Here is a 20,986-nt window from a genome sequence, read left to right as displayed (position 1 = left end):
GTACGGGTAGGGGGCGGTCTTCCCCGATGGTAGAGCGTCGGCCGGCGAATTCAAACCACGCTGCGGTGCCGGTCGATGCAGGTGTCCAGCACCTCGCCCATCGGCCGTTCCCACCAGTTGCCTTGCGAGAAGATCTCCACCTCCGACCAGCCGGCGAAGCCGCAGGCCTCCACCCAGCCGCGGATGCGCGGGATGTCGATGACGCCGTCGCCCATCATGCCGCGGTCGAGCAGCAGGTCGGTCGTCGGCACCAGCCAGTCGCAGACATGGAAGGCCAGCAGCCTCTCCTTGCCGGCACGGCGGATCTGCGCCTCCAGCTGCGGATCCCACCAGACATGATAGACGTCGACCGCCACCCCCAGCGCGCCGCTCCGCGCCGGGTCCAGCCGGTCGCAGAGGTCGAGCGCCTGGGCCATCGTGTTCACGCAGGCGCGGTCGGCGGCATACATCGGGTGCAGCGGCTCGATCGCCAGGGGCATGCCGGCCTTGCGGGCGTAGTCCAGCAGTTCGGCGATGCCGTCCTCCACCTGCGAGCGGGCCAGCGCGATGTCCTTGCTGGGCGGCGATCCGGGGCGGGAATATTGCGGCAGACCGCCGACCACCAGCACGAGACAGACGGCACCCAGCGCCGCCGCCTCGTCCACCGCGCGGCGGTTGTCGTCGCGGACCTCCGCCGCCTTGGACGGATCGGCCGGGAACATGCCGCCGCGGCAATAGCCTGACAGCGCCAGTTCGCCGTTGCGCACCGCCCGCACCGCGGCGTCGAGCCCCACCGCCGCGACTTGATCGCGCCAGGGCGAGACGGCGCGAATGCCGCGGCGGGTGCAGGCATCGAGGATCTCCACCAAGTTGCCTTGCTTGCGGACGGTGGCGGTGTTGATCGACAGCCAGCGGTGATCTCCGGAAAAGTCTCTTGTCTTGAAATCGGGCATCACGAAATCCCCCGCACCGCCAGAACCGCCGCCATCCGCCGCGCAGCCCGGTCGGGATCGGACAGCAGCCCGGCCCGGTCGGCCAGCCGGAACAGCTCGGCCAGATGCAGGGTGGAGCGCGTGCTCTCCTGCCCGCCGACCATGGTGAAATGGTCCTGGTGGCCGTTCAGGTAGGCCATGAAGACGACGCCGGTCTTGTAGAAGCGGGTCGGTGCCTTGAAGATGTGGCGCGACAGCGGCACGGTGGGCGCCAGGATGTCGTGGAACCCCGCCTCGTCGCCGTCGGCCAGATGGGCCAGCGCCGCGGCGGCGGCGGGCGCGATGGCATCGAAGATGCCGAGCAGCGCGTCGGAATGATGCTGCCCGTCGCCGGCGATCAGTTCCGCATAGTTGAAATCGTCACCCGTATACATGCGGGCACCGCTCGGCAGCCGCCGCCGCATGACGATCTCCTTGTCCTTGTCGAGCAGCGAGATCTTGATGCCGTCCACCTTGGGCGCGAAGTCGCCGATGATCGACAGCGCCGTGTCCATCGCCCCGTCGATGTCGGTGGTGCCCCAATAGCCGGCCAGCGCCGGGTCGAACATGTCGCCCAGCCAATGCAGGATCACCGGCCGCTTCACCTGCGACAGGATGCGGCCATAGACGCGGACGTAATCCTCCGGCCCCCTGGCGACGCGGGCCAGCGCGCGCGACGCCATCAGGATGATGCGGCCGTCCAATGCCTCGATGGCCTCGATCTGCTCCTCATAGGCGCGGATCACGTCGTCGATGCCGCGGGCGTTTTCCGGCGGCAGATGGTCGGTGCCGGCGCCGCAGGCGATCACCCCGCCGCGCTCCTTGGCCGCCGACAGCGAGCGGCGGATCAGTTCCAGCGAGGTCGGCCAGTCCAGCCCCATGCCCCGCTGCGCCGTGTCCATCGCCTCGGCGACGCCAAGGCCGAGGTCCCACAGATGCTCACGGAAGGCGATGGTGCGGTCCCAGTCGATGGCGGGCGCCAGCCACGGGTCGCAGTCGGCGAAGGGGTCGGCGACCATATGGGCGGCGGCGAAGGCGATGCGGGTCAGCGGCCGCTCGGTGCGGGCGGGAAATCCCCGCGGCGGGGCGAGGGTGTAGCTCTCGATGCTGCGGTCGGGGCGCGGGAGGCGGATGGTGGGCATGGGATGGTGTTCCTGGACAGGTCGTTGAGGCGAGCCCCCTCCCCATCCCTCCCCCGCTTCGCGGGAGAGGGGGTTGGATGCTTGGCGAGAGTTATGCAAAGGAGCGGCGGAGTTCCCTCTCCCACCGAAGGTGGGGGAGGGTTAGGGAGGGGGCATTCGAAGCCGACGCCTCACCCCGCGATCGCCGGCACATCCACCCAGCGGCGCTCGCGCCAGCTCTGCAGCGCGCATTCCACCAGCTGGACGCCCTTGGCGCCCTCGATCAGGCCGTGCCTGTAGGGCGCATCCTCCACCACATGGCGGATGAAGGACTCCCACTGCACCTTGAAGCCGTTGTCGAACACGGCGTTGTCCGGCACCGGCTGCCAGGTGTCGTAGAAATCGATGGTCTGCTTCTGGTCGGGGTTCCACACCGGGCGCGGGGTGCCCTGGCGCGGCTGGATCACGCAGTCGGTCAGGCCGGCGACCGCGGAGCCGTTGGTGCCGTCCACTTGGAAGGTCACCAGATCGTCGCGATAGACCCGCGTGCACCAGGAGGAGTTGATGGTGGCGATCACCCCGCCCTCAAGCTCGAACATCGCATAGGCGGCGTCGTCGGCGGTGGCCTTGTAGGGCTTGCCGGTCTCGTCCCACCGTTCGGGAATGTGGGTCGCGCCCAGGCAGGAGATGCTCTTCACCTGCCCGAACAGGTTGTCCAGCACATAGCGCCAATGGCAGATCATGTCGAGGATGATGCCGCCGCCATCCTCCTCCCGGTAGTTCCAGGACGGACGCTGCGCCGGCTGCCAGTCGCCTTCGAACACCCAGTAACCGAACTCGCCGCGCACCGACAGCATGCGGCCGAAGAAGCCGCTGTCACGCAGCATACGCAGCTTCTCCAGCCCCGGCAGGAACAGCTTGTCCTGCACCGTGCCGTTCTTCACCCCGGCCTCCTCCGCCAGCCGGACGACGCGCAACGCCTCGTCCAGGTTGGTGGCGATGGGCTTTTCGCAATAGACGTGCTTGCCGGCGCGGATCGCCTTTTCCAGCAGGGTCGGCCGCATCTGGGTGGTGCCGGCGTCGAAGAAGATCACGTCGTCGCGGTTTTCCAGTGCGGCGTCGAGATTGTCGCTCCACCGCTCGATGCCGTGGCGGCGAGCCAGTTCCTGCATCTTCTCGGCATTGCGGCCGACGAGGATCGGGTCGGGCATGACGCGCGTGCCGTCGGACAGGGCCACACCGCCCTGGGCGCGGATCGCCAGGATCGAGCGGATCAGGTGCTGGTTCATGCCCATCCGCCCGGTCACGCCGTGCATGATGAGGCCAAGGCGCTTGGTGCTCATGGGGGAACTCCTTCGGAAAGCGCTGATGTCGGGTTTGAAAGGGGCGACAGGCCGGACCAGTAGGGGTCCGCTGAATGGGCGAAGCCGGGGCCGGACAGCGGCGCCGTCGGCAGCCGTCCGCTGCCGGTGGCGAGCCTGACCGTCCCCTCGGCGCGACGTTCGTAGAAGCCGGGATGCGCAGCGAGGAAGGCATCGGCCTCATTCGGACTGCCGAAGCCCTCGCCATACTGATGCCCGTTGCGTTCGGCATGCGGGATGCCGAGGAAGGCGACCAGCGCAGTGTCCTGCTGCACCGACAGGCCGGCCTGACAGGTCAGATCCTCGGCGGAAATGAAGTGCGGCGGCCCCCACGCCATGCAGCGGGCGCGGTTGAGAATCGCCTTGTACAGGCCCTTGCAGGATTTGGACGACACGCCGCGATAGCCCATGACGCGGGCGCGCGGGAAGGCGTCATAGCCGTCGTCGGATTCGTCGATGATGACCGGCACCCGCTCCGCCACCGCGCCCAGCGGCCGGGCGAGCGCCGCCTCCCGCGCGATGGGCTGCTCCAGATAGGCCAGCGCCTTGCGGAAGCCCGCCAGCGCCGGGGTAGCGTCGATCCGGTCGAGAAGTTCCGCGACGTGGGCCGCGTCGCGATACTGCTCGTTGCCGTCCAGCGTGGCGCGGTAGCCGGGGACCGCCTCCCCAAGCACGGCGGCTAGTTCGCACAGGCGCTTGATGTCGGCGGAGACGTCGCCGCCCAGCTTGATCTTGAACCAGTGCAGATGCGTGTGCCCTGCCAAGTCTTCCGGTTTGTCGAGCAGGCCGACAGTGTGACGCAGTTCCACCTCGGCAAGCGGGGAGAGGTTCCGCAGGAAGTCGTCGAGATCGAAACCGCCGAGGTCGGCCGTCAGCCGCGCATCCAGCCCGGCGACGTTGGCGCCCAGCCCCTGAAACGCGTTCAATCCCAGCACCTGCAGCAGCCCATCCAGCACCGCTTTGTCGATCTGCGCCGGCCCGAAGGCGGCGGCGAGTTTCGGCTCCATCGTCGGCATGAAGGCAGCATGATGGCCAAAGGCGGTGTCGAGCCGGCTGTCCGCCAGATATCCTTCCCGCGCCTCCACCAGCGAGCGGCGCAAGCCGTCCACGGTGTCGGCCGGGCTGCGGTCCGGGCGCTTGTCGAACCATTTCGGCATCATCATCTCGGCCGTCGCGCCCCAGGCCTCGCCCTGCCCTTCGACGGCGACCAGGGCGCGGACGAAGGCTTGCGGAGCGGCCTCCACCGTCACCGCGCCGAAGCGGAACGGCTTCACGAAACGGACGGGCCGCTCGTACAGCTCGATGGCGCGGATGCGGAGACGGGGGGCAGGCATGGTGAAGATCCTTCGAGTATTGCCCCCACCCTTCCCATGCTGACGCATGGGCCCCTTCCCTCCCCCGCTTCGCGGGAGAGGGGGAGTTCGCAGGGCGGCGGCAGTTCCCTCTCCCTCGGTCGGACCGGCCTTCGGCCGGCCGAGAGCGCGGGAGGGTTAGGGAGGGGGCAATCGCGCCCGGTGCCTAATCCAAATGCCCCTGCGCCGCGAAATGCTTGCGGATGGTCTGGGTCAGCTGGATGAAGACCGGGTCGCCCATGACGTCCAGCGTCCGCGGACGCGGCAGCGGGACCTCGTAGGTGGCGGCGATGGTGCCGGGACGTTCCGACATCACCATCACCCGGTCGGCGAGGAACACCGCCTCGGGGATGGAGTGGGTGATCAGGATCACCGTCTTGCCGGTCTCATGCTGGATGCGCTGCAGCTCCACGTTCATCCGCTCCCGCGTCATGGCGTCGAGCGCGCCGAACGGCTCGTCCATCAGCAGGATCTTCGGGTCGTGGACCAGCGCCCGGCACAGCGCGGCGCGCTGCTGCATGCCGCCCGACAGCTGCCAGGGGTATTTGTTCTCGAACCCCGTCAGCCCGGTCATCCCGATCAGCTTGTGCGCGCGCTCCAGGTAGCGTTCGCGTGGCAGGCGGCGGATTTCCACAGGCAGCATGATGTTGCGCAGAACCGACCGCCAAGCCAGAAGGGTCGGGCTCTGGAAGACGATGCCGGTGTCGTCGTGCGGCTCGGTCACCGTGTCGCCTTCGATGCTGATGGTGCCGCTGGTGACCGGCAGCAGCCCGGCCAGCATCTTCAGCAGGGTGGACTTGCCGCAGCCGGACGGGCCGACCACCACCAGGAACTCGCCCGGCCGCACGTCGAAGGTGATGGGGCGGAGCGACGGCACCTCGCCGTCGCGGGTGCGGTAGGTCTTGGTCACGCCGTCGATGCGGATCAGCGGCGCGCCGGACAGGCGCTGCGTCTCCGCCTCGCCGACCAGTTTCAACTGAGGCTGTGCCATGCTCTCCTCGTCGGGCCTTGCGGGGGCCAATGCCGGTCACTCAACGGAAGGTCATTTGGCGGCGGCGTTCATCGCCTTCGCCGCGGGGTCGGCGGGCAGGAAATCGCGGGTGTAGAAGCGCTTGGGGTTCTCCTTGGCCGAGGCGTCCAGCCCGCCATATTCGACCAGCATGTCCACCGTCTCCTTCATGTTGGCGTCGGTGACCTGGAAGGGCCGCATCCCCTGCGTTTCCTTGGTGCGGTAGAGCGGGATGGTCAGTTCGAAGCCTTCCTGCAGCGTGTCGGGCTTGCCGCCCTTGGGGTTGGCCTTCAGGATGGCGGCCGCGGCATCCTTCGGCGCCTTCTCCGCCTCCTCCACCGCCTTGGTGGTGGCGGCCATGAAACGGCGGACGAGGTCGGGGTTGTCCTTCAGCGTGTCGGTGTTGGCGATGATGCCGGAGGAGACCATGTTGACGCCGTAATCGGCGAAGCGGATCGGCGTCACCGACTTGCCGGTGGCGTCCTTGATCTTCATGCTCTGGTCCATGACATAGCCCAGCAGCAGGTCGGCCTGTCCGTTGATGACGGCGTTCAGCTTGGTCTGGGCGTCGCCCGACACCACCTCGAAATCACGTTCCTTCAGGCCGGTCTTCTTCAGGAACAGCGGCCAGATCTGGGACATGCTGTCGCCCGGCGTCATGGCGACGATCCGGTTCTTGATATCCTCGGGCTTGCGGATGTTCTTTTCGGTGAAGCCCATCGCCGACATCGGGCTGGTCTGCAACAGCACGCCCGGCGAGGTCACCGGCGCGCCCTTCATCGCCGCCTTGATCATGGTCGGCACGTCGACATAGCCGAAGGTGACACCTTTGCTGGCGACCAGCTGCGTCGTCACCGCCGACCCGCGGCCCTCCTGGATTTCCAGGTCGATGCCCTCGGCCTCGTACAGCCCCTTGTCCTTGCCGTAATAGAAGGGGGCATGTTCGCCATAGACGTACCAGTTCAGCATCAGCGTCACCTTGTCGGCGGCCTGCGCCGGCAGAGTGGAGGCGGCAAAGGCGCAGAGCGCCGCGACGATGGTTTTCTTCATCACGACCGGTGTCCTCCCATGGGTGGTGGATCGCCCCGTCGGCCGGCGCTGTGCGGCGTCGGGGTTCTTGTCGGTGATTTGAGTTTTCGGATGACGTCAGGCGGTGGGGCTGAACTTGTCGCGCTGGCTGGCGTGCCAGGGGATGGCGAAGCGTTCCAGCACATCGATGACCCAGAACAGCACCACGCCCATCAATGCCAGCACGGTCAACGCCGCGAACATCAAGGGCAGTTCGAAATTGCCGATGGAGCGTTGCAGGACGAAGCCGATGCCGGAGTTGGAGCCGACGAATTCGCCGACCACCGCCCCCACCACCGCCAGGGTGATGGAGACCTTCAACCCGGCGAAGATCGCCGGCAGCGCATGCGGCAGGCTGACCATCCGGAAGGTCTGCAGCCGCGACGCCTTCATCGAGCGGGCGAGGTCCATCATCTCACCATCCACCGACTTGAAGCCCTGCACCGCCGAAACGACGACGGGGAAGAAGCCCAGCAGGAAGGCCGCGATCACCTTCGGCATCAGGCCGAAGCCGAACCACACCACGAACAGCGGCGCGATGGCGACCTTGGGGATCGACTGCGAAAAGACCAGCAGCGGGTAGACATAGGCCTCCACGGTGCGCGATCCGGCGATCAGCATCGCGATGGGAATGCCGAACAGCACCGACAGCGCGAAGCCGCCCAGCGTCGCCGTGAAGGTCGGGACGGATTCGGACAGCAGCCGCGGCCATTCGTCGATCATCGCCAGCACGACGTCGCCGGGCTTCGGCACCAGATAGGCGGGCACGCCGAACAGCCGGACCGACAGATCCCACAGAACCAGCAGGATGACCATCAGCAGGATGGGGCGGACCCAGTCGGAATTGAGCAGGCGCAGTGCTGCGCCCGAGCGTGAGCGACGTTCCATGCGTCTTCTCCGGCCGGCGGGCTCGGGCGGCCGAAGGAGCGGCCGCGGCGTTTTAACCGGCTGGTTAAAAGTACGCTTGCGCCGCCCTCCCGGTCAACGCTTACAATGGTGGTAGCGGACTGTTTTGTGCGCAAACATCTTGCCGGCGGCAGCGTCAAGTCGACGGCGGCTTGGATTCCGGGAAGCTCGACCTTGCCCATTTCTACAACTCAGACACTTAGATACATCGGTAAAGTCCTAGGGTGCATTTAATAAATCTTTAGGGAAGATGACCCAGCGTGGCGGAAGAAAGCTCGCGGTCTTCTTGCGTATCCATCAGACGATTCTCATCTCACCGAAGCGCCCCCAGTGCGGACCCTCGAAATGGATGTCAGTACATTCACCCACCCCCAAAATCCTTTGGCTCGTGGGGAACAGAACATTCCTGGACCTTCCGTAATTCAGGAAGAAGCCCGACTGGACGCGCTGCGCGAGCTGAATCTGCTGGATACGGCGCCGAGCGAGAGCTTCGATCGCATTACCCGCATGGCAAGCCAGCTGTTCGGCCTGCCGATTGCCGCCGTCTCGCTGACCGACAGGGACCGGCAATGGTTCAAGTCACGTGTCGGCGTCGACCACTGGCAGATCCCGCGAGAAAAAGCCCCCTGCGGCCAGGTCGCGGAAAGCTGCGACTTCCTGGTCATTCACGACTTCGACAAGGACGAATGCTACCGGGACAGCCTTCTGGCCCGGTCCGGCATCCGGTTCTACGCGGGCGCTCCTCTGATCACCCGCGAAGGACACACGCTCGGTGCGATGTGCGTGCTCGGTACGGAGCCGCGCGCGATCACCAGTCAGGAAACGGCGGCACTCAAGGATCTTGCCGCCATGGTCATGGCCCAGATCGAACTGCAGCATGCCCTGGGACGGATCGATCCGGTGAGCGGCCTGCCGAACCGCACGCAGTTCATCGAAGACATCGAGGATCTCGCACGGGATCATCCGGGGGAGCAGCGCTATGCCATCCTGGTCGATCTGATCGATGTTGCGCAGCACACCGCCACGCTTCGCGCCATCGGCCCGGCCTTCACCGATGACCTCGTGCGGGCGGCCACCCGGCGTCTGCGGCGCGTGGTCGGTCCTGAAACCACGATCTATCAGATCGGCACGACCCACCTCGGCTATCTGCCGTCCGTCATGGGCGAACAGGAGATGATGGCGGCCGCGGCCAAAGTACCGACAGAATTGGGCAAAGTGACCGGCGCGCAGGAAACGCCTGTGGTGATCCGTGCGGCCATCGGCGTGGCTCCGTTCCAACTGGGCGCGGCCACCCCCCAACATGTCCTGCGCATGGCCTACAGCGCTTTGCAGGATGCCCGCGAGGCGGACAGAGGGGTCGGCATCTATTCCGCGTCGCTCGACGACGCACACCGTCGCCGCTTTCAACTGCTGGCCGACTTTCCGCAAGCACTTGCCGCGGCCGACCAACTGTCCCTCGTCTTCCAGCCCCGCGTGGACATCCGGACCGGCGGATGCGTTGGTGCGGAGGCGCTGCTGCGCTGGTCCCATCCCGTTCTCGGCGCAATCCCGCCTGGGGAATTCGTCCCCATGGTGGAGCAGACGGCTCTCGCCGACGGCATGACCGAGTGGGTTGCCCGCACCGCGCTGTCACAGCTGGCGGCGTGGCGAGCCGCGGGCATCGATCTGGCGCTTTCCATCAACATCTCGGCATCGAACCTGGACCAACAGGATTTTCCTGCCCGGCTGGCTGGCTTTGCCAAGCAGTGTGACGTTGAACCAAGTCGCATCGAGCTTGAACTGACCGAAAGCGCCATTCTCCGCAATGGCGAAAACGCTTTGCAACGGATGGAAGAGCTGAGATCGACAGGCTTCGGAATTGCCATCGACGATTTCGGCACCGGGTACAGCAGCCTGTCCTACCTTGAAAAAATTCCGACCGACGTGGTGAAGATCGATCGCTCCTTCATCCAGGGACTTGGCGATCAGGACCGGAGCTTCACGCTGGTAAGCGCGATGATCTCCCTGATCCATCAGCTGGGCTATCGGGTCGTCGCCGAAGGCGTGGAGAACCACACCGCCCTGGATCTGCTGTCGGAACTGGGGTGCGACGAAGTCCAGGGGTATCATATCGCGCGACCGATGACGGCGACGGTGTTCGAGCGTTGGCTGTGCGATCACTCCGGAGGTCGGGGGTGACAGCCGTGGGGAGACGCCGTCCGACAAGACGCGACGCCGTCCTTCCCACCATCATCCATCAGGCCGGGATCCGCTGCCAACCCAGCCGCTTGTAGCGCGCTTCCAGAATGGTCGGCGTCGCGCACGCGTAGCCGAACCAGAGCCCCACCAGCATGAGGGCCCCGCTGGGCCAAAGCAGCAGGGCGACGACGGTCAGAACCGCGTGGATCGCGCTGTGCATCCACTCGCCCTTGGAGGCGAAATAGAACGGGCCGCACAGGAACGCCCAGACACCGGACCTGTTGGACACCGCTTCCGTCTGGCCGGTCTCGGGGTTTTGAAAGATCGTGGCTGATGACGGCGATGCCATGTTCGTCTCCTTGGCTTGCCGGACCCAGTGTGGACGACGGTCGCCACACCCGTCGCTTCCGGTAGCCGGCTTTCCCGCATGGTGGACAAGCGGGCGCCAGGATGGCCGCTCGTCAGGCCTCGGCCGTGCTTTCCTCGTTTCCGGTTCCGCGCAGGACGTCCAGGAACCGCTCCAGCACCAGATTCGGCTGGGCCCCCTTCTTCGTCACCACCTGAAACTCCAGGGCATGATGGTAGGTGTCGGGCAGCAGCGCCCGCATCATGCCGCGCTCGACCCATTGCCGGGCGTAATGGGTGGGCAGAAAGCCGACATAGCATCCGGTGAGGATCAGGAAGGCCACTCCCTCGCGGTCGGTCGCGGTCGCGGTGTTGTTCAGCTCATGGGGAAGCTGCGCCTGGGTCGGCGCCACGGCGTCGGCGGCCTCGACCGCCTCCCGCGTCACCGCAGCACCGGAACGGTCGAACAGCGGATGACCGTCGCCGCAGTAGAGCAGGGACTCCTCCTGGTAAAGCGGAAGACCGGCCAGTCCCGGCAGGCCTCTGCGGACGGGAACGACGCCGACGTGCAACTGCCCGTCCAGCACGCCGCGCTCGATCTCGTTGGGCGGGATCATGCGGATGTTGACGCGGACCTCCGGCGCCAGTTGCTTCAGGCTGCGCAGGGCGTGGGTCACCCGCATCTGCGGCATGGTGACGAGGTTGTCGGTGATGCCGATGTTCAATTCGCCGCGCAGACGGCCATGAACGGTGTTGATCTCGCTACGGAAGCTCTCGGTGCTGGCCAGCAGGCGCAGGCTCGCCTCATAGGCCAGATGCCCTTCGTCGGTCAGCCGGAACCCCGCCCGTCCGCGCCGGCAGAGCGTCAGGCCGAGCCGCCGTTCAAGATCCGCCATGTGCTGGCTGATCGCCGCACGGCTGATGTTCAGCTCCACCTCGGCAGCGGAAAATCCGCCGCACTCCACCACCGTCCTGAACACGCGCAGCAGGCGGATGTCGGCATCGCCGATCGGGGCCAGGGACCGGGTGGGGGACCGGGTGGGCTTGCTCATGCTGGGACCATGGTGTCGGGGCACGACAGTTAAGCGCTGGGTTATGTGAAGTTCTTATAGTTTGGATTTAATCGCAACTGGGAAGCGCGCACACTCACTGCCGACAGCACACCCACCAAGATGCGGGAGAACAGCGGATGGCCCCCCTGGACAACGATCATGCCCAGTCCCTCGGCAAGGCTGCCGGACTGACGCGCGAGGAGCTTGACGCCTATTGGATGCCGTTCAGCGGCAACCGTCAGTTCAAGAACAACCCGCGCATGATCGTGAAGGCGGAGGGGACCTGGTACTGGGACGCCGAAGGCCGGAAGATCTACGACAGCCTGTCCGGCCTGTGGTGCAGCGGCGCCGGCCACTGCCGCCGCGAAATTTCCGAAGCGGTCGCCCGCCAGATCGCGGAGCTGGATTACAGCCCCGCCTTCCAGCATGGCCATCCGGCCGCCTTCAAGCTGGCGCACAAGCTGGCCTCGATGACCCCGGCCGGCCTCGACCATGTCTTCTTCGTCGGTTCGGGCTCCGAGGCCGCCGACACCTCGCTGAAGATGGCGCGGGCCTATTGGCGGATGAAGGGCCAGCCGACCAAGACCAAGCTGATCGGCCGGTCCAAGGGCTATCACGGCGTCAATTTCGGCGGCACCAGCCTCGGCGGCATCGGCGGCAACCGCAAGCTGTTCGGCACCGGCGTCGATGCCGACCACCTGCCCCATACCGTGCTGCCGCAGAACCTGTTCGTGAAGGGCATGCCGGAGGAGGGCGCCTTCCTGGCCGACGCGCTGGAGGAGCTGGTGGCGCTGCACGACGCCTCCAACATCGCCGCGGTGATCGTCGAACCGCTGGCCGGCTCGGCCGGCGTGCTGCCGCCGCCGAAGGGCTATCTGCAGCGGCTGCGGGAGATCTGCGACAAGCACTCCATCCTGCTGATCTTCGACGAGGTCATCACCGGCTTCGGCCGCATGGGCGCCCCCTTCGGCGCCGATGCCTTCGGCGTGGTGCCGGACATCATGAACGTCGCCAAGGGCCTGACGAACGGCGCCGTCCCGATGGGTGCCGTGGTGGCGAAGCGCGACATCTACCAGGCCTTCATGGACAATGGCGGGCCGGAGTACATGGTGGAGTTCCCGCACGGCTACACCTATTCCGCCCATCCGGTCGCCTGCGCCGCCGGGCTGGCCGCGCTCGACATCTTCGAGCGGGAGAAGCTGTGGGAGAAGGCGGCTGCGCTGGCGCCGCATTTCGAAAACCTGATTCACGGGCTGAAGGGACTGAAGAACGTCGCCGACATCCGCAACTACGGCCTGACGGGCGCCGTCACCATCGCCCCGCTTCCGGGCGAGCCGGCCCGCCGGCCCTACGAGATCGGCGAGAAGTGCTGGAAGGCCGGCTATTACGTGCGCTTCGGCGGCGACACGCTGCAGTTCGGCCCGCATTTCCACAGCGAGCCTGCCGACCTCGACCGCCTGTTCGACGTCGTCGCCGACGCCATCCAGGCGACGGCGTAAGGGCGACCCCGCTGCCCCCTCCCTCCCACGGCTTCGCCGCGGGCCCCTCCCTCCCCCGCCCTCGGTCGGCCGAAGGCCGATCCGATCGCGGGAGAGGGAGGATTCGCATAACGGCGGCAGTTCCCTCTCCCACCGCAGGTGGGGGAGGGTTAGGGAGGGGGCACTCGCACTCCGCATTCCCCACTCCATAATCTCCCCCAGGAAAGCCCGACCATGACCATCGTTGCCCACCTGATCGGCGGCAAGACCGACGCGCCCGCCGGCACCCGCACCGCCGACATCGTCAATCCCGCCACCGGCGACGTGGCGGGTCAGGTGGCCCTGGCGTCGCGTTCCACGGTGGAAGAGGCCATCGCCGCCGCCGAGGCCGCGTTTCCGGCCTGGCGCGCCACGCCGCCGGCCAAGCGCGCCCGCGTCATGTTCCGCTTCAAGCAGCTGCTGGAGGAGAATGCCGAGCGCATCTGCGCGCTGGTCACGGCGGAGCACGGCAAGGTCCTGGACGATGCCTTCGGCGAGCTGACCCGCGGCATCGAGAATGTCGAATATGCCTGCGGCGTGCCCGAGCTGCTGAAGGGCGAGTTTTCCAAGAATGTCGGGCCGGCCATCGACAGCTGGTCGGAGTTCCAGCCGCTCGGCGTCGTCGCCGGCATCACGCCGTTCAATTTCCCGGCGATGGTTCCGCTGTGGATGTACCCCATCGCCATCGCCTGCGGGAACACCTTCGTCCTCAAGCCGTCGGAGCGCGACCCAAGCTCTGCCCTGTTCATCGCCCAACTGGCCGAGCAGGCTGGACTGCCGCCGGGCGTGCTGAACGTCATCAACGGCGACAAGGAGGCGGTGGACACGCTGCTGACCGACCCGCGGATCCAGGGCGTCAGCTTCGTGGGATCGACGCCGATCGCCGAGTATGTCTATTCGACCGCCAGCGCAAAGGGCAAGCGGGTGCAGGCGCTGGGCGGGGCCAAGAACCACGCCATCGTCATGCCCGACGCCGATCTGGACAACGCGGTCAGCGCGCTGATGGGTGCGGCCTATGGCTCCTGCGGCGAGCGCTGCATGGCGATCTCCGTCGTCGTTGCGGTGGGCGACGAGGTGGCCGACCGGCTGAAGGACAAGCTGTCGGTGGCGCTGCGCGACCTGAAGGTCGGCGCCGGCACTTCGACCGGTTGCGAGATGGGGCCGCTGGTCACCCGTGCGCATTACGAGAAGGTGAAGGCCTATGTCGACCAAGGCGTCGCCGAGGGGGCGGAGCTGGTGGTGGACGGCCGCGGTCTGGTGGTGCCGGGGCATGAGAACGGCAACTTCCTGGGCGGCTGCCTGTTCGACCGCGTCAGCCCGGACATGACCATCTACCGCGAGGAGATTTTCGGTCCGGTCCTCTGCCTCGTCCGGGTCAAGTCGATGCAGGAGGGCATGGACCTGATCGACAGCCACGAATACGGCAACGGCACCTGCCTGTTCACCCGCGACGGCGAGGCCGCCCGCTATTTCAGCGACATGATCAAGGTCGGCATGGTCGGCATCAACGTGCCGCTGCCGGTGCCGGTCGCCTACCACAGCTTCGGCGGCTGGAAGCGGTCGCTGTTCGGCGACCTGTCGGCCTATGGTCCGGACGGCGTGCGCTTCTACACCCGGCGCAAGACCATCACCCAGCGCTGGCCGACCGGCGGGGTCCGCGAAGGCGCCCAATTCGCCTTCCCGTCGATGAAGTAAAGCAGCTTTAGCTGTCGCGACGCCGGTGCCGGTGCCGATGGGAGCGCCGGCGTCGTCCGCCAAGGTTCGGCCCGATGGGCCATGTTCCCGATCAGATGCCGAGCGCGATTTCGCGGCTGACGGCGTGCAGGAGTCCCCAGACATGGTCGGCGAAGGAACGCCAGACCTCGATCCGGAAACGGTGCTCGTCCTCGCGGACCAGGACGATCTGCGCCCTGTCGAAGAGAGTGCGGCAGCCGCTGCCGACCGGCATCGCCTCGACGTCGAAGGCGATGGCCGAGCGCAGGGCGAGCGCCGCGGCCTCCCCCTGCACCAGGATGCCGACCTCGCGATGACCGACATCGACCAGGCTGTGCGGCTCCGGTAGCGCGGCGAAGGCGTCGGCGATGCCGTCGCCCTCGGCGACCGGCGCCGTCAGCACCCACTCGTCGGGGCCGAGCTGGAGCGCGGTCCGGCCGCCGGCCTCCACCATCCCGCCGATGCGGGTGGGGAGCGGCGCGCCGAAGGCGGCCCCGGCCGCCCCGGCGGATGCCGGGTCGATGCGCAGGCTGAAGCGGGCGACATCCTCGGCGGCACGGATGCTCAGCCGGCTTGCGGTGTCGCTGGGGATCGTCTTGCCCGGCAACGGGTGATTGGCCAGAAGCATGGGTGGGCCTCCTATGCGCTGAGACGCGTGTTCTCGGGATCGACGAACACCATGCCGGAGATCGTCGCGGAATGGACCTTATCCGGCATCGGCACATGCACGGTCCGGCCCTGCAGCGACCGGCCGCCCTGGATCACCGCAAGGGCGATGGACCGTCCCAGCTCGGCGCTCCAGTAGGAGGAGGTCACATGGCCGACCATGTCCATCGGGACCGGCTGGTTGGGGTCGAGGACGATCTGCGCGCCCTCCTCCAGCACCGTCTTCGGATCGGCGGTCAGCAGGCCGACCAGCTGCTTGCGGTTCGGCGCCAGCATGTCCGGGCGGGACAGGGAGCGCTTGCCGACGAAGTCCGGCTTGGTCTTGCCGACGGCCCAGGACAGGCCGGCATCGTCCGGCGTCAGCGTGCCGTCCGTGTCCTGGCCGACGATGATGTAGCCCTTCTCGGCGCGCAGGACGTGCATCGTCTCGGTGCCATAGGGGGTGATGCCGAACCGCTGCCCGGCCTCGAACAGCGTCTCCCACACCGCGCGGCCGTAGCGGGCCGGCACGTTGATCTCGAAGCCGAGTTCGCCGGTGAAGGAGACGCGGAACAGCCGCGTCGGCACGCCGCAGATCTTCCCCGTCGCCACCGCCATGTGCGGGAAGGCGCCCTCCGACAGGTCGATGCCCTCGACGAACGGCGCGATCAGCTTGCGGGCGTTCGGGCCGTTCAGCGCGATCACCGACCATTGTTCGGTGGTAGAGGTCAGCCAGACCTTCAGGTCCGGCCATTCGGTCTGGAGGTAATCCTCCATCATGGTCAGCACGCGCGCCGCACCGCCGGTGGTGGTGGTGACGTGGAAGCGGTCATGGGCCAGACGCCCGATCACGCCGTCGTCGCGGATGAAGCCGTCCTCGCCCAGCAGCAGGCCGTAGCGGCAGCGGCCGGGAGCCAGCTTGGTCCAGGCGTTGGTGTACATGCGGTTCATGAACTCGGCGGCGTCGGGACCGACGATCTCGATCTTGCCGAGGGTGGAGGCGTCGAAGATGCCGAGCGACGAGCGCACCGCCTTGCATTCGCGCGCCACCGCCGCATGCATGTCCTCGCCGACCTGCGGGAAGTACCGGGCACGGCGCCACAGCGACACCGGCTCGAACACCGCGCCGTTTTCCTCGGCCCAGCCGTCGATCGGCGTCTTGCGCGTCACCTCGAACAGCGCGCCCTTGTTGTAGCCGGCGAAGGTGCCGAAGCTGGTCGGGGTGTAGGGCGGGCGGAAGGTGGTCAGGCCCACCGCCGGGACCGGCCGCTTCAGCGCGTCCGACGCGACGGCCAGGCCGTTGATGTTCGACGTCTTGCCCTGGTCGGTCGCCATGCCGGTGGTGGTGTAGCGCTTGATGTGCTCGATCGACTTGAAGCCTTCGCGCACGGCCAGCCGGATGTCCTTGGCCATCACGTCATTCTGGAAATCGACGAAGGCCTTGGCATGGCCCGGATCGCGGTCGGTCGGCAGCTCGCGGCCGGTCACGCCGGTGAAGGAAAGCTCGCCCTCCACATGGTAGGACACCGGCTCGACGCCGAACCCGGCATCGGCGGCAGCGGCGGCGCCGGCAGCGGCGCCATCCTCGAAGGCGGCCTTCAGCCCGAAGCGGCCCTTGCCGGCGCCGGCCAGACGGCACTCCTCCTTGCCGCGGCCGGGCAGGAACATCTGACCGTCCTCGTTCCACGCCAGCGAACCCTGGGTGTGCGAGAACAGATGGATGCTGGGGGTCCAGCCGCCCGACATCAGCAGGGCGTCGCAGGCGATGGTCTCCGAGCCGCCGACCTTGCCGCCGGTCACCGGGTTGACGCGCACCGACGAGACGCGCAGCCGGCCCTTGGTGCCGGTGACGGTCCAGCCGATCAGCGTCCTGATGCGGAGCGCGGCGGCGGCGGCAGCCAGTTGGGTCGGCACGGTGCCGCGGACATCGACGATGGCCGCGACCTCCACCCCCGCCTTGGCCAAGTCGAAGGCGGCATGCCAGGCGCTGTCATGGGTGGTGACCACCACCACCCGGTTGCCGACCTTGACGCCGTAGCGGTTCAGGTAGGTGCGCGCGGCCCCGGCCAGCATCACGCCCGGCCGGTCGTTGCCGGCGAACACCAGCGGCTTTTCGATGGCGCCCTGCGCCAGCACCACCTGCTTGGCCCGGACCTTCCACATCCGCTCGCGCGGCGCGCCTTCGGGCACGATGCGCAGATGGTCGGTCAGCCGCTGGCACAGGCCGACAAAGTTCTGGTGGTAATAGCCGATGGCCGTCGTGCGCGGCAGCACCGTGACGTTCGGCATCGCCGCCAGCGCGGCATTGGTGTCCTCCAACCAGTCCCAGGCCAGTTGCCCGTTGATCTCGGCATCCGGTTCGGACAGCAGCGAACCGCCGATTTCCGACTGCTCGTCGCACAGGATGACGGACGCGCCGCTGCGCCCGGCTTCCAGCGCCGCGGCGAGGCCGGCGGCACCGCCACCGACGACCAGCACGTCGCAATGGGCGAAGCGGCTGGCGTAGGTGTCGGGATCGGGGGCGGTCGGCGCCTTGCCCAGCCCGGCGGCGCTGCGGATGACCGGCTCGTAGACCTTGTCCCAGAAGCTCTTCGGCCACATGAAGGTCTTGTAGTAGAAGCCGGCCGAGAACAGCATGGAGAGTGCGTCGTTCACCGCGCCGATGTCGCGGGTCAGCGACGGCCAGCGGTTCTGGCTTTCGGTCTTCAGCCCTTCGAAGACCTCCAGCACCGTCGCCCGCGTGTTCGGCTCGAATCGCCCGTTGCCGCGGTCGGTCGCGACCAGCGCGTTCGGCTCCTCCGACCCGGCGGTCAGGAAGCCGCGCGGCCGGTGGTACTTGAAGGACCGCCCGACGAGATGGACGCCGTTCGCCAGGAGCGCGGAGGCCAGGGTGTCGCCTTCGTAGCCGGCATAGTCCACGCCGTCGAAGGTGAAGCGGAGCTGACGGCTGAGGTTGACCCTGCCCTTGCCGGCAATGCGGAAACTGGTCATGGACGTGCTTCCTCGGCAGGGGTGGCGGCACTGGAGGCGAGCGCAATCTCCTCGTCGCTCGGACGCGGAGCCCCGGCCTTGTAGGTCATGGCGAACTTGTCGGTCACGGTGTCGCGCACCGCGTTGAAGAAGCGGCCGCAGCCGTGCATGTGGCGCCAGCGTTCGAAATGCCGGCCGCGCGGGTTGGTGCGGATGAACAGGAAGTCGCGCCATTCGTCGTCGGACAGGGCGGAGGGGTCCGCCGGTCGCGCGATGTGCGCCTCGCCGGCATAGGTGAACTCCACCTCCGGGCGCTCTGCTTCGCAGTAGGGACAGCGGATGAGCAGCATGATCGTCTCCTCAATGCGCGACGGCGGCGGCGGCGGCCTCGTCGATCAGCCGGCCGGTCTTGAAGCGTTCCAGCGTGAAGGGCGCGTTGATCGGATGCGGCTCGTCGCGGGCGATGGTGTGGGCGAAGACGTTGGCCGAGCCCGGCGTCGCCTTGAAGCCGCCGGTGCCCCAGCCGCAATTGACGTACAGCCCCGGCACCGGCGTCTTGCCGATGATCGGCGAGCGGTCGGGCGTGACGTCGACGATGCCGCCCCATTTGCGCAGCATGCGCATGCGGTTGAAGATCGGGAACACCTCGCAGATTGCGGCGACGGTGTGCTCGATCAGCGGCAGCCCGCCGCGCTGGCTGTAGGAGGTGTACTGGTCGGTGCCCGACCCGATGACCAGCTCGCCCTTGTCGGACTGGCTGATGTAGGCATGCACGGTGTTGGACATTACCACGCAGGGGAAGACCGGCTTGACCGGTTCCGACACCAGCGCCTGCAGCGGATAGCTTTCCAGCGGCAGCCGGACGCCGGCGGTGTCCATCACCACCGAGGTGTTGCCGGCGGCCGACACCGCGACCTTCCTGGCCTTGATGAAGCCGCGCGCGGTCTCCACGCCGGTGACGCGGCCGTCGGCGTCGCGGCGGATTGCGGTGACCGGGCAGTTCTGGACGATGTCGACCCCGCGCGCCGACGCGGCCCGCGCATAGCCCCAGGCCACCGCATCGTGGCGGGCGGTGCCGCCGCGCCGCTGCAACGCGGCACCAACCACCGGATAGCGGGCGTTGGCGGCGATGTTCAGCGGCGGGCAGTAGTCCTTGGCCTGCTCGGGCGTCAGCCACTCGTTGTCGATGCCGTTGAGGCGGTTGGAATGGATGTGTCGCTTGAAGCTCTGGACGTCATGGACCGTGTGCGCCAGCATCATCACGCCGCGCTGGGAGAACATGACGTTGTAGTTCAGCTCCTGGCTCAGCCCTTCCCACAGCTTCATCGCATGCTCGTAGAGCCGGGCGCTTTCGTCGTAGAGATAGTTGGAGCGGATGATGGTGGTGTTGCGGCCGGTGTTGCCGCCGCCGAGCCAGCCCTTCTCCACCACCGCGACGTTGGTGATGCCGTGTTCCTTGGCAAGATAATAGGCTGCACCCAGGCCATGCCCGCCCGCGCCGACGATCACGACGTCATATTCGGATTTCGGTTCCGCATCGGGCCATTGCGGCTGCCAGTTCTTGTTGCCGGTCAGCGCGTTGGTCAACAGCGAGGAAAACGAGAAGCGGGTCATGGCAGCACCGCGAAGTTCAATGTGCTGACAGTATCGCGACGCGCCCCTTTGTTGGACAGAATGGATGCGTCAGTTTAATGTCACCCGTGCGACGGTACGACCGCTGGAGGTCACATGACGAATAGCGTTGGAGTTGGCACCATCGGGGCAGGCAGCGTCAGGACGACCGCCGCCAGGACCGGCCGGTTCCCGGACCGCTCCGCGGCACCGCGCCTGTCCGTCGGCTTCATCCTCGCCCACCGCTTCACGCTGTGCGCCTTCGCGAATTTCGTCGACGTGCTGCGGCTCGCCGCCGACGAGGGTGACCGCAGCCGGCCGATCCTGTGCGACTGGGCCGTGCTGTCGGACCAGATGGGGCCGGTGGCGTCGAGCTGCGGCATGCTGGTCCAGCCGACCGAGCGGTTGGGCGATACGGCCAAGTTCGACTACATCGTCGTGATCGGCGGGCTGATCGATGAGATCTCCAACCTCAGCCCCGACTACATCCGCTATCTGCGTCAGGCGGCGGCATCGAAGATCCCGCTGGTGGGCGTCTGCACCGGCGCCTTCATCCTGCAGCGGGCCGGGCTGATGGACGGCTATCGCTGCTGCATCAGCTGGTTCCACCATGCCGATTTCCTGGAGCAGTTCGACGGCATCATGCCGGTGTCCGACCAGATCTTCATCGTCGACCGCGACCGGCTGACCTGCTCGGGCGGGACCAGTTCGGCCCATCTCGCGGCCTATCTCGTGGAAAAGCATGTCGGCCGCGCCCAGGCGCGCAAAAGCCTGCACATCATGATCATCGACGATGCGCTGCGCGGGGAGAAGCCGCAGCCCGGCATCCCGCTCGACTTCTCCACCAACGACGAGGTGGTGCGGAAGGCGCTGCTGCTGATGCAGCAGAACATCGACGTGCCCTTGTCGGTGGCGGAGATGGCTCGACGGCTGGGGACCGCCCGGCGCCAGATGGAGCGGCATTTCCAGAACTCGCTGGGCATGACGCCGACCGAGGCCTACCGGATCATGCGGCTGGAGCATGCGGAATTCCTGCTGCGCAACACCGAGCAGTCGGTGACGGAGATCGCCGCCGCCGTCGGCTTCTGCGATTCCTCGCACTTCGTCCGCGCCTTCAAGGAACGCCGCGGCATGACCCCGTCCGTCTTCCGCAAGGGCTGAGACTTCAGAGACGGTCGTTTCATGCAA

At 67.2% G+C, this 20,986-nt stretch carries 17 protein-coding genes; 4 read left to right on the top strand and 13 right to left on the bottom strand.

Annotated features, from left to right (window positions below):
* Positions 1-50 precede the first annotated feature (50 nt).
* The 7 genes from VD964_RS09435 to VD964_RS09405 form a co-directional block, all read right to left on the bottom strand.
* Positions 51-932: a sugar phosphate isomerase/epimerase family protein gene (locus tag VD964_RS09435; RefSeq protein ID WP_324867897.1), complete on the bottom strand. Its 882-nt coding sequence runs from the start codon at positions 930-932 to the stop codon at positions 51-53.
* On the bottom strand, positions 932-2,092 hold the full coding sequence (locus VD964_RS09430; RefSeq protein ID WP_324867895.1) for a dihydrodipicolinate synthase family protein: 1,161 nt from the start codon (positions 2,090-2,092) through the stop codon (positions 932-934). The genes VD964_RS09435 and VD964_RS09430 overlap by 1 nt, the downstream gene beginning before the upstream one ends.
* Positions 2,093-2,262: 170 nt before the next feature.
* Complete coding sequence (locus VD964_RS09425) at positions 2,263-3,414, bottom strand: Gfo/Idh/MocA family oxidoreductase (protein WP_324867894.1); 1,152 nt, start codon at positions 3,412-3,414, stop codon at positions 2,263-2,265.
* Positions 3,411-4,766 (bottom strand): hypothetical protein, encoded by a 1,356-nt coding sequence (locus VD964_RS09420; protein WP_324867892.1) that lies wholly within the window; start codon positions 4,764-4,766, stop codon positions 3,411-3,413. The genes VD964_RS09425 and VD964_RS09420 overlap by 4 nt, the downstream gene beginning before the upstream one ends.
* Before the next feature lie 184 nt (positions 4,767-4,950).
* A complete protein-coding gene (locus VD964_RS09415) occupies positions 4,951-5,775 on the bottom strand; it encodes an ABC transporter ATP-binding protein (protein ID WP_324867890.1) in 825 nt (274 codons plus the stop codon).
* Between the two features lie 51 nt (positions 5,776-5,826).
* Positions 5,827-6,843 (bottom strand): ABC transporter substrate-binding protein, encoded by a 1,017-nt coding sequence (locus VD964_RS09410; RefSeq protein WP_324867932.1) that lies wholly within the window; start codon positions 6,841-6,843, stop codon positions 5,827-5,829.
* Between the two features lie 96 nt (positions 6,844-6,939).
* A complete protein-coding gene (locus VD964_RS09405; RefSeq protein ID WP_324867888.1) occupies positions 6,940-7,749 on the bottom strand; it encodes an ABC transporter permease in 810 nt (269 codons plus the stop codon).
* Positions 7,750-8,112: 363 nt separating this feature from the next.
* On the opposite strand from VD964_RS09405, the gene VD964_RS09400 reads away from it, so the two are divergent.
* Positions 8,113-9,945: a sensor domain-containing phosphodiesterase gene (locus VD964_RS09400; protein ID WP_324867886.1), complete on the top strand. Its 1,833-nt coding sequence runs from the start codon at positions 8,113-8,115 to the stop codon at positions 9,943-9,945.
* A 58-nt stretch (positions 9,946-10,003) separates the two neighbouring features.
* On the opposite strand, the gene VD964_RS09395 is transcribed toward VD964_RS09400, so the two are convergent.
* Together VD964_RS09395 and VD964_RS09390 are read right to left on the bottom strand one after the other, a co-directional pair.
* The gene (locus VD964_RS09395) at positions 10,004-10,294 is read right to left on the bottom strand and encodes a DUF2628 domain-containing protein (RefSeq protein ID WP_324867884.1); all 291 of its coding nucleotides are present in this window, start codon (positions 10,292-10,294) and stop codon (positions 10,004-10,006) included.
* Positions 10,295-10,406: 112 nt separating this feature from the next.
* Positions 10,407-11,342, bottom strand: coding sequence for a LysR family transcriptional regulator (locus tag VD964_RS09390; protein WP_324867882.1), 936 nt, complete (start codon positions 11,340-11,342; stop codon positions 10,407-10,409).
* Between the two features lie 137 nt (positions 11,343-11,479).
* Between VD964_RS09390 and VD964_RS09385 the strand changes: the two genes are divergently transcribed.
* Both VD964_RS09385 and VD964_RS09380 read left to right on the top strand, forming a co-directional pair.
* The gene (locus tag VD964_RS09385; RefSeq protein WP_324867880.1) at positions 11,480-12,841 is read left to right on the top strand and encodes an aspartate aminotransferase family protein; all 1,362 of its coding nucleotides are present in this window, start codon (positions 11,480-11,482) and stop codon (positions 12,839-12,841) included.
* Between the two features lie 213 nt (positions 12,842-13,054).
* A complete protein-coding gene (locus VD964_RS09380; protein WP_324867878.1) occupies positions 13,055-14,554 on the top strand; it encodes a CoA-acylating methylmalonate-semialdehyde dehydrogenase in 1,500 nt (499 codons plus the stop codon).
* A gap of 91 nt (positions 14,555-14,645) precedes the next feature.
* Here the strand turns inward: VD964_RS09380 and VD964_RS09375 are convergent, their stop codons facing one another.
* The 4 genes from VD964_RS09375 to VD964_RS09360 are packed head-to-tail and all read right to left on the bottom strand — an operon-like array spanning position 14,646 to position 19,801.
* A complete protein-coding gene (locus VD964_RS09375) occupies positions 14,646-15,200 on the bottom strand; it encodes a sarcosine oxidase subunit gamma family protein (RefSeq protein ID WP_324867875.1) in 555 nt (184 codons plus the stop codon).
* 11 nt (positions 15,201-15,211) lie between these two features.
* Positions 15,212-18,208: a sarcosine oxidase subunit alpha gene (locus tag VD964_RS09370; RefSeq protein WP_324867873.1), complete on the bottom strand. Its 2,997-nt coding sequence runs from the start codon at positions 18,206-18,208 to the stop codon at positions 15,212-15,214.
* The gene (locus VD964_RS09365; RefSeq protein WP_324867871.1) at positions 18,205-18,537 is read right to left on the bottom strand and encodes a sarcosine oxidase subunit delta; all 333 of its coding nucleotides are present in this window, start codon (positions 18,535-18,537) and stop codon (positions 18,205-18,207) included. Before VD964_RS09365 ends, VD964_RS09370 begins: the two co-directional genes overlap by 4 nt.
* Positions 18,538-18,547: 10 nt before the next feature.
* Positions 18,548-19,801 carry a sarcosine oxidase subunit beta family protein gene (locus tag VD964_RS09360; RefSeq protein WP_324867869.1) on the bottom strand — a complete coding sequence of 418 codons (1,254 nt, stop codon included), beginning with the start codon at positions 19,799-19,801 and terminating at the stop codon, positions 18,548-18,550.
* 114 nt (positions 19,802-19,915) lie between these two features.
* On the opposite strand from VD964_RS09360, the gene VD964_RS09355 reads away from it, so the two are divergent.
* A complete protein-coding gene (locus VD964_RS09355; protein ID WP_324867867.1) occupies positions 19,916-20,959 on the top strand; it encodes a GlxA family transcriptional regulator in 1,044 nt (347 codons plus the stop codon).
* Positions 20,960-20,986: the final 27 nt, after the last annotated feature.

Source organism: Azospirillum sp. (assembly GCF_035628975.1).
Classification (GTDB): domain Bacteria; phylum Pseudomonadota; class Alphaproteobacteria; order Azospirillales; family Azospirillaceae; genus Azospirillum.
Note: the sequence above shows the minus strand (reverse complement) of the source record. Positions and strands in the feature narration are given on the sequence as shown.

Bases quoted from the DNA above. Each gene is read 5' to 3' on its own strand.
- VD964_RS09435 (WP_324867897.1), bottom strand. From the start codon at position 932: ATGCCCGATTTCAAGACAAGAGACTTTTCCGGAGATCACCGCTGGCTG.
- VD964_RS09430 (WP_324867895.1), bottom strand. From the start codon at position 2,092: ATGCCCACCATCCGCCTCCCGCGCCCCGACCGCAGCATCGAGAGCTAC.
- VD964_RS09425 (WP_324867894.1), bottom strand. From the start codon at position 3,414: ATGAGCACCAAGCGCCTTGGCCTCATCATGCACGGCGTGACCGGGCGG.
- VD964_RS09420 (WP_324867892.1), bottom strand. From the start codon at position 4,766: ATGCCTGCCCCCCGTCTCCGCATCCGCGCCATCGAGCTGTACGAGCGG.
- VD964_RS09415 (WP_324867890.1), bottom strand. From the start codon at position 5,775: ATGGCACAGCCTCAGTTGAAACTGGTCGGCGAGGCGGAGACGCAGCGC.
- VD964_RS09410 (WP_324867932.1), bottom strand. From the start codon at position 6,843: ATGAAGAAAACCATCGTCGCGGCGCTCTGCGCCTTTGCCGCCTCCACT.
- VD964_RS09405 (WP_324867888.1), bottom strand. From the start codon at position 7,749: ATGGAACGTCGCTCACGCTCGGGCGCAGCACTGCGCCTGCTCAATTCC.
- VD964_RS09400 (WP_324867886.1), top strand. From the start codon at position 8,113: ATGGATGTCAGTACATTCACCCACCCCCAAAATCCTTTGGCTCGTGGG.
- VD964_RS09395 (WP_324867884.1), bottom strand. From the start codon at position 10,294: ATGGCATCGCCGTCATCAGCCACGATCTTTCAAAACCCCGAGACCGGC.
- VD964_RS09390 (WP_324867882.1), bottom strand. From the start codon at position 11,342: ATGAGCAAGCCCACCCGGTCCCCCACCCGGTCCCTGGCCCCGATCGGC.
- VD964_RS09385 (WP_324867880.1), top strand. From the start codon at position 11,480: ATGGCCCCCCTGGACAACGATCATGCCCAGTCCCTCGGCAAGGCTGCC.
- VD964_RS09380 (WP_324867878.1), top strand. From the start codon at position 13,055: ATGACCATCGTTGCCCACCTGATCGGCGGCAAGACCGACGCGCCCGCC.
- VD964_RS09375 (WP_324867875.1), bottom strand. From the start codon at position 15,200: ATGCTTCTGGCCAATCACCCGTTGCCGGGCAAGACGATCCCCAGCGAC.
- VD964_RS09370 (WP_324867873.1), bottom strand. From the start codon at position 18,208: ATGACCAGTTTCCGCATTGCCGGCAAGGGCAGGGTCAACCTCAGCCGT.
- VD964_RS09365 (WP_324867871.1), bottom strand. From the start codon at position 18,537: ATGCTGCTCATCCGCTGTCCCTACTGCGAAGCAGAGCGCCCGGAGGTG.
- VD964_RS09360 (WP_324867869.1), bottom strand. From the start codon at position 19,801: ATGACCCGCTTCTCGTTTTCCTCGCTGTTGACCAACGCGCTGACCGGC.
- VD964_RS09355 (WP_324867867.1), top strand. From the start codon at position 19,916: ATGACGAATAGCGTTGGAGTTGGCACCATCGGGGCAGGCAGCGTCAGG.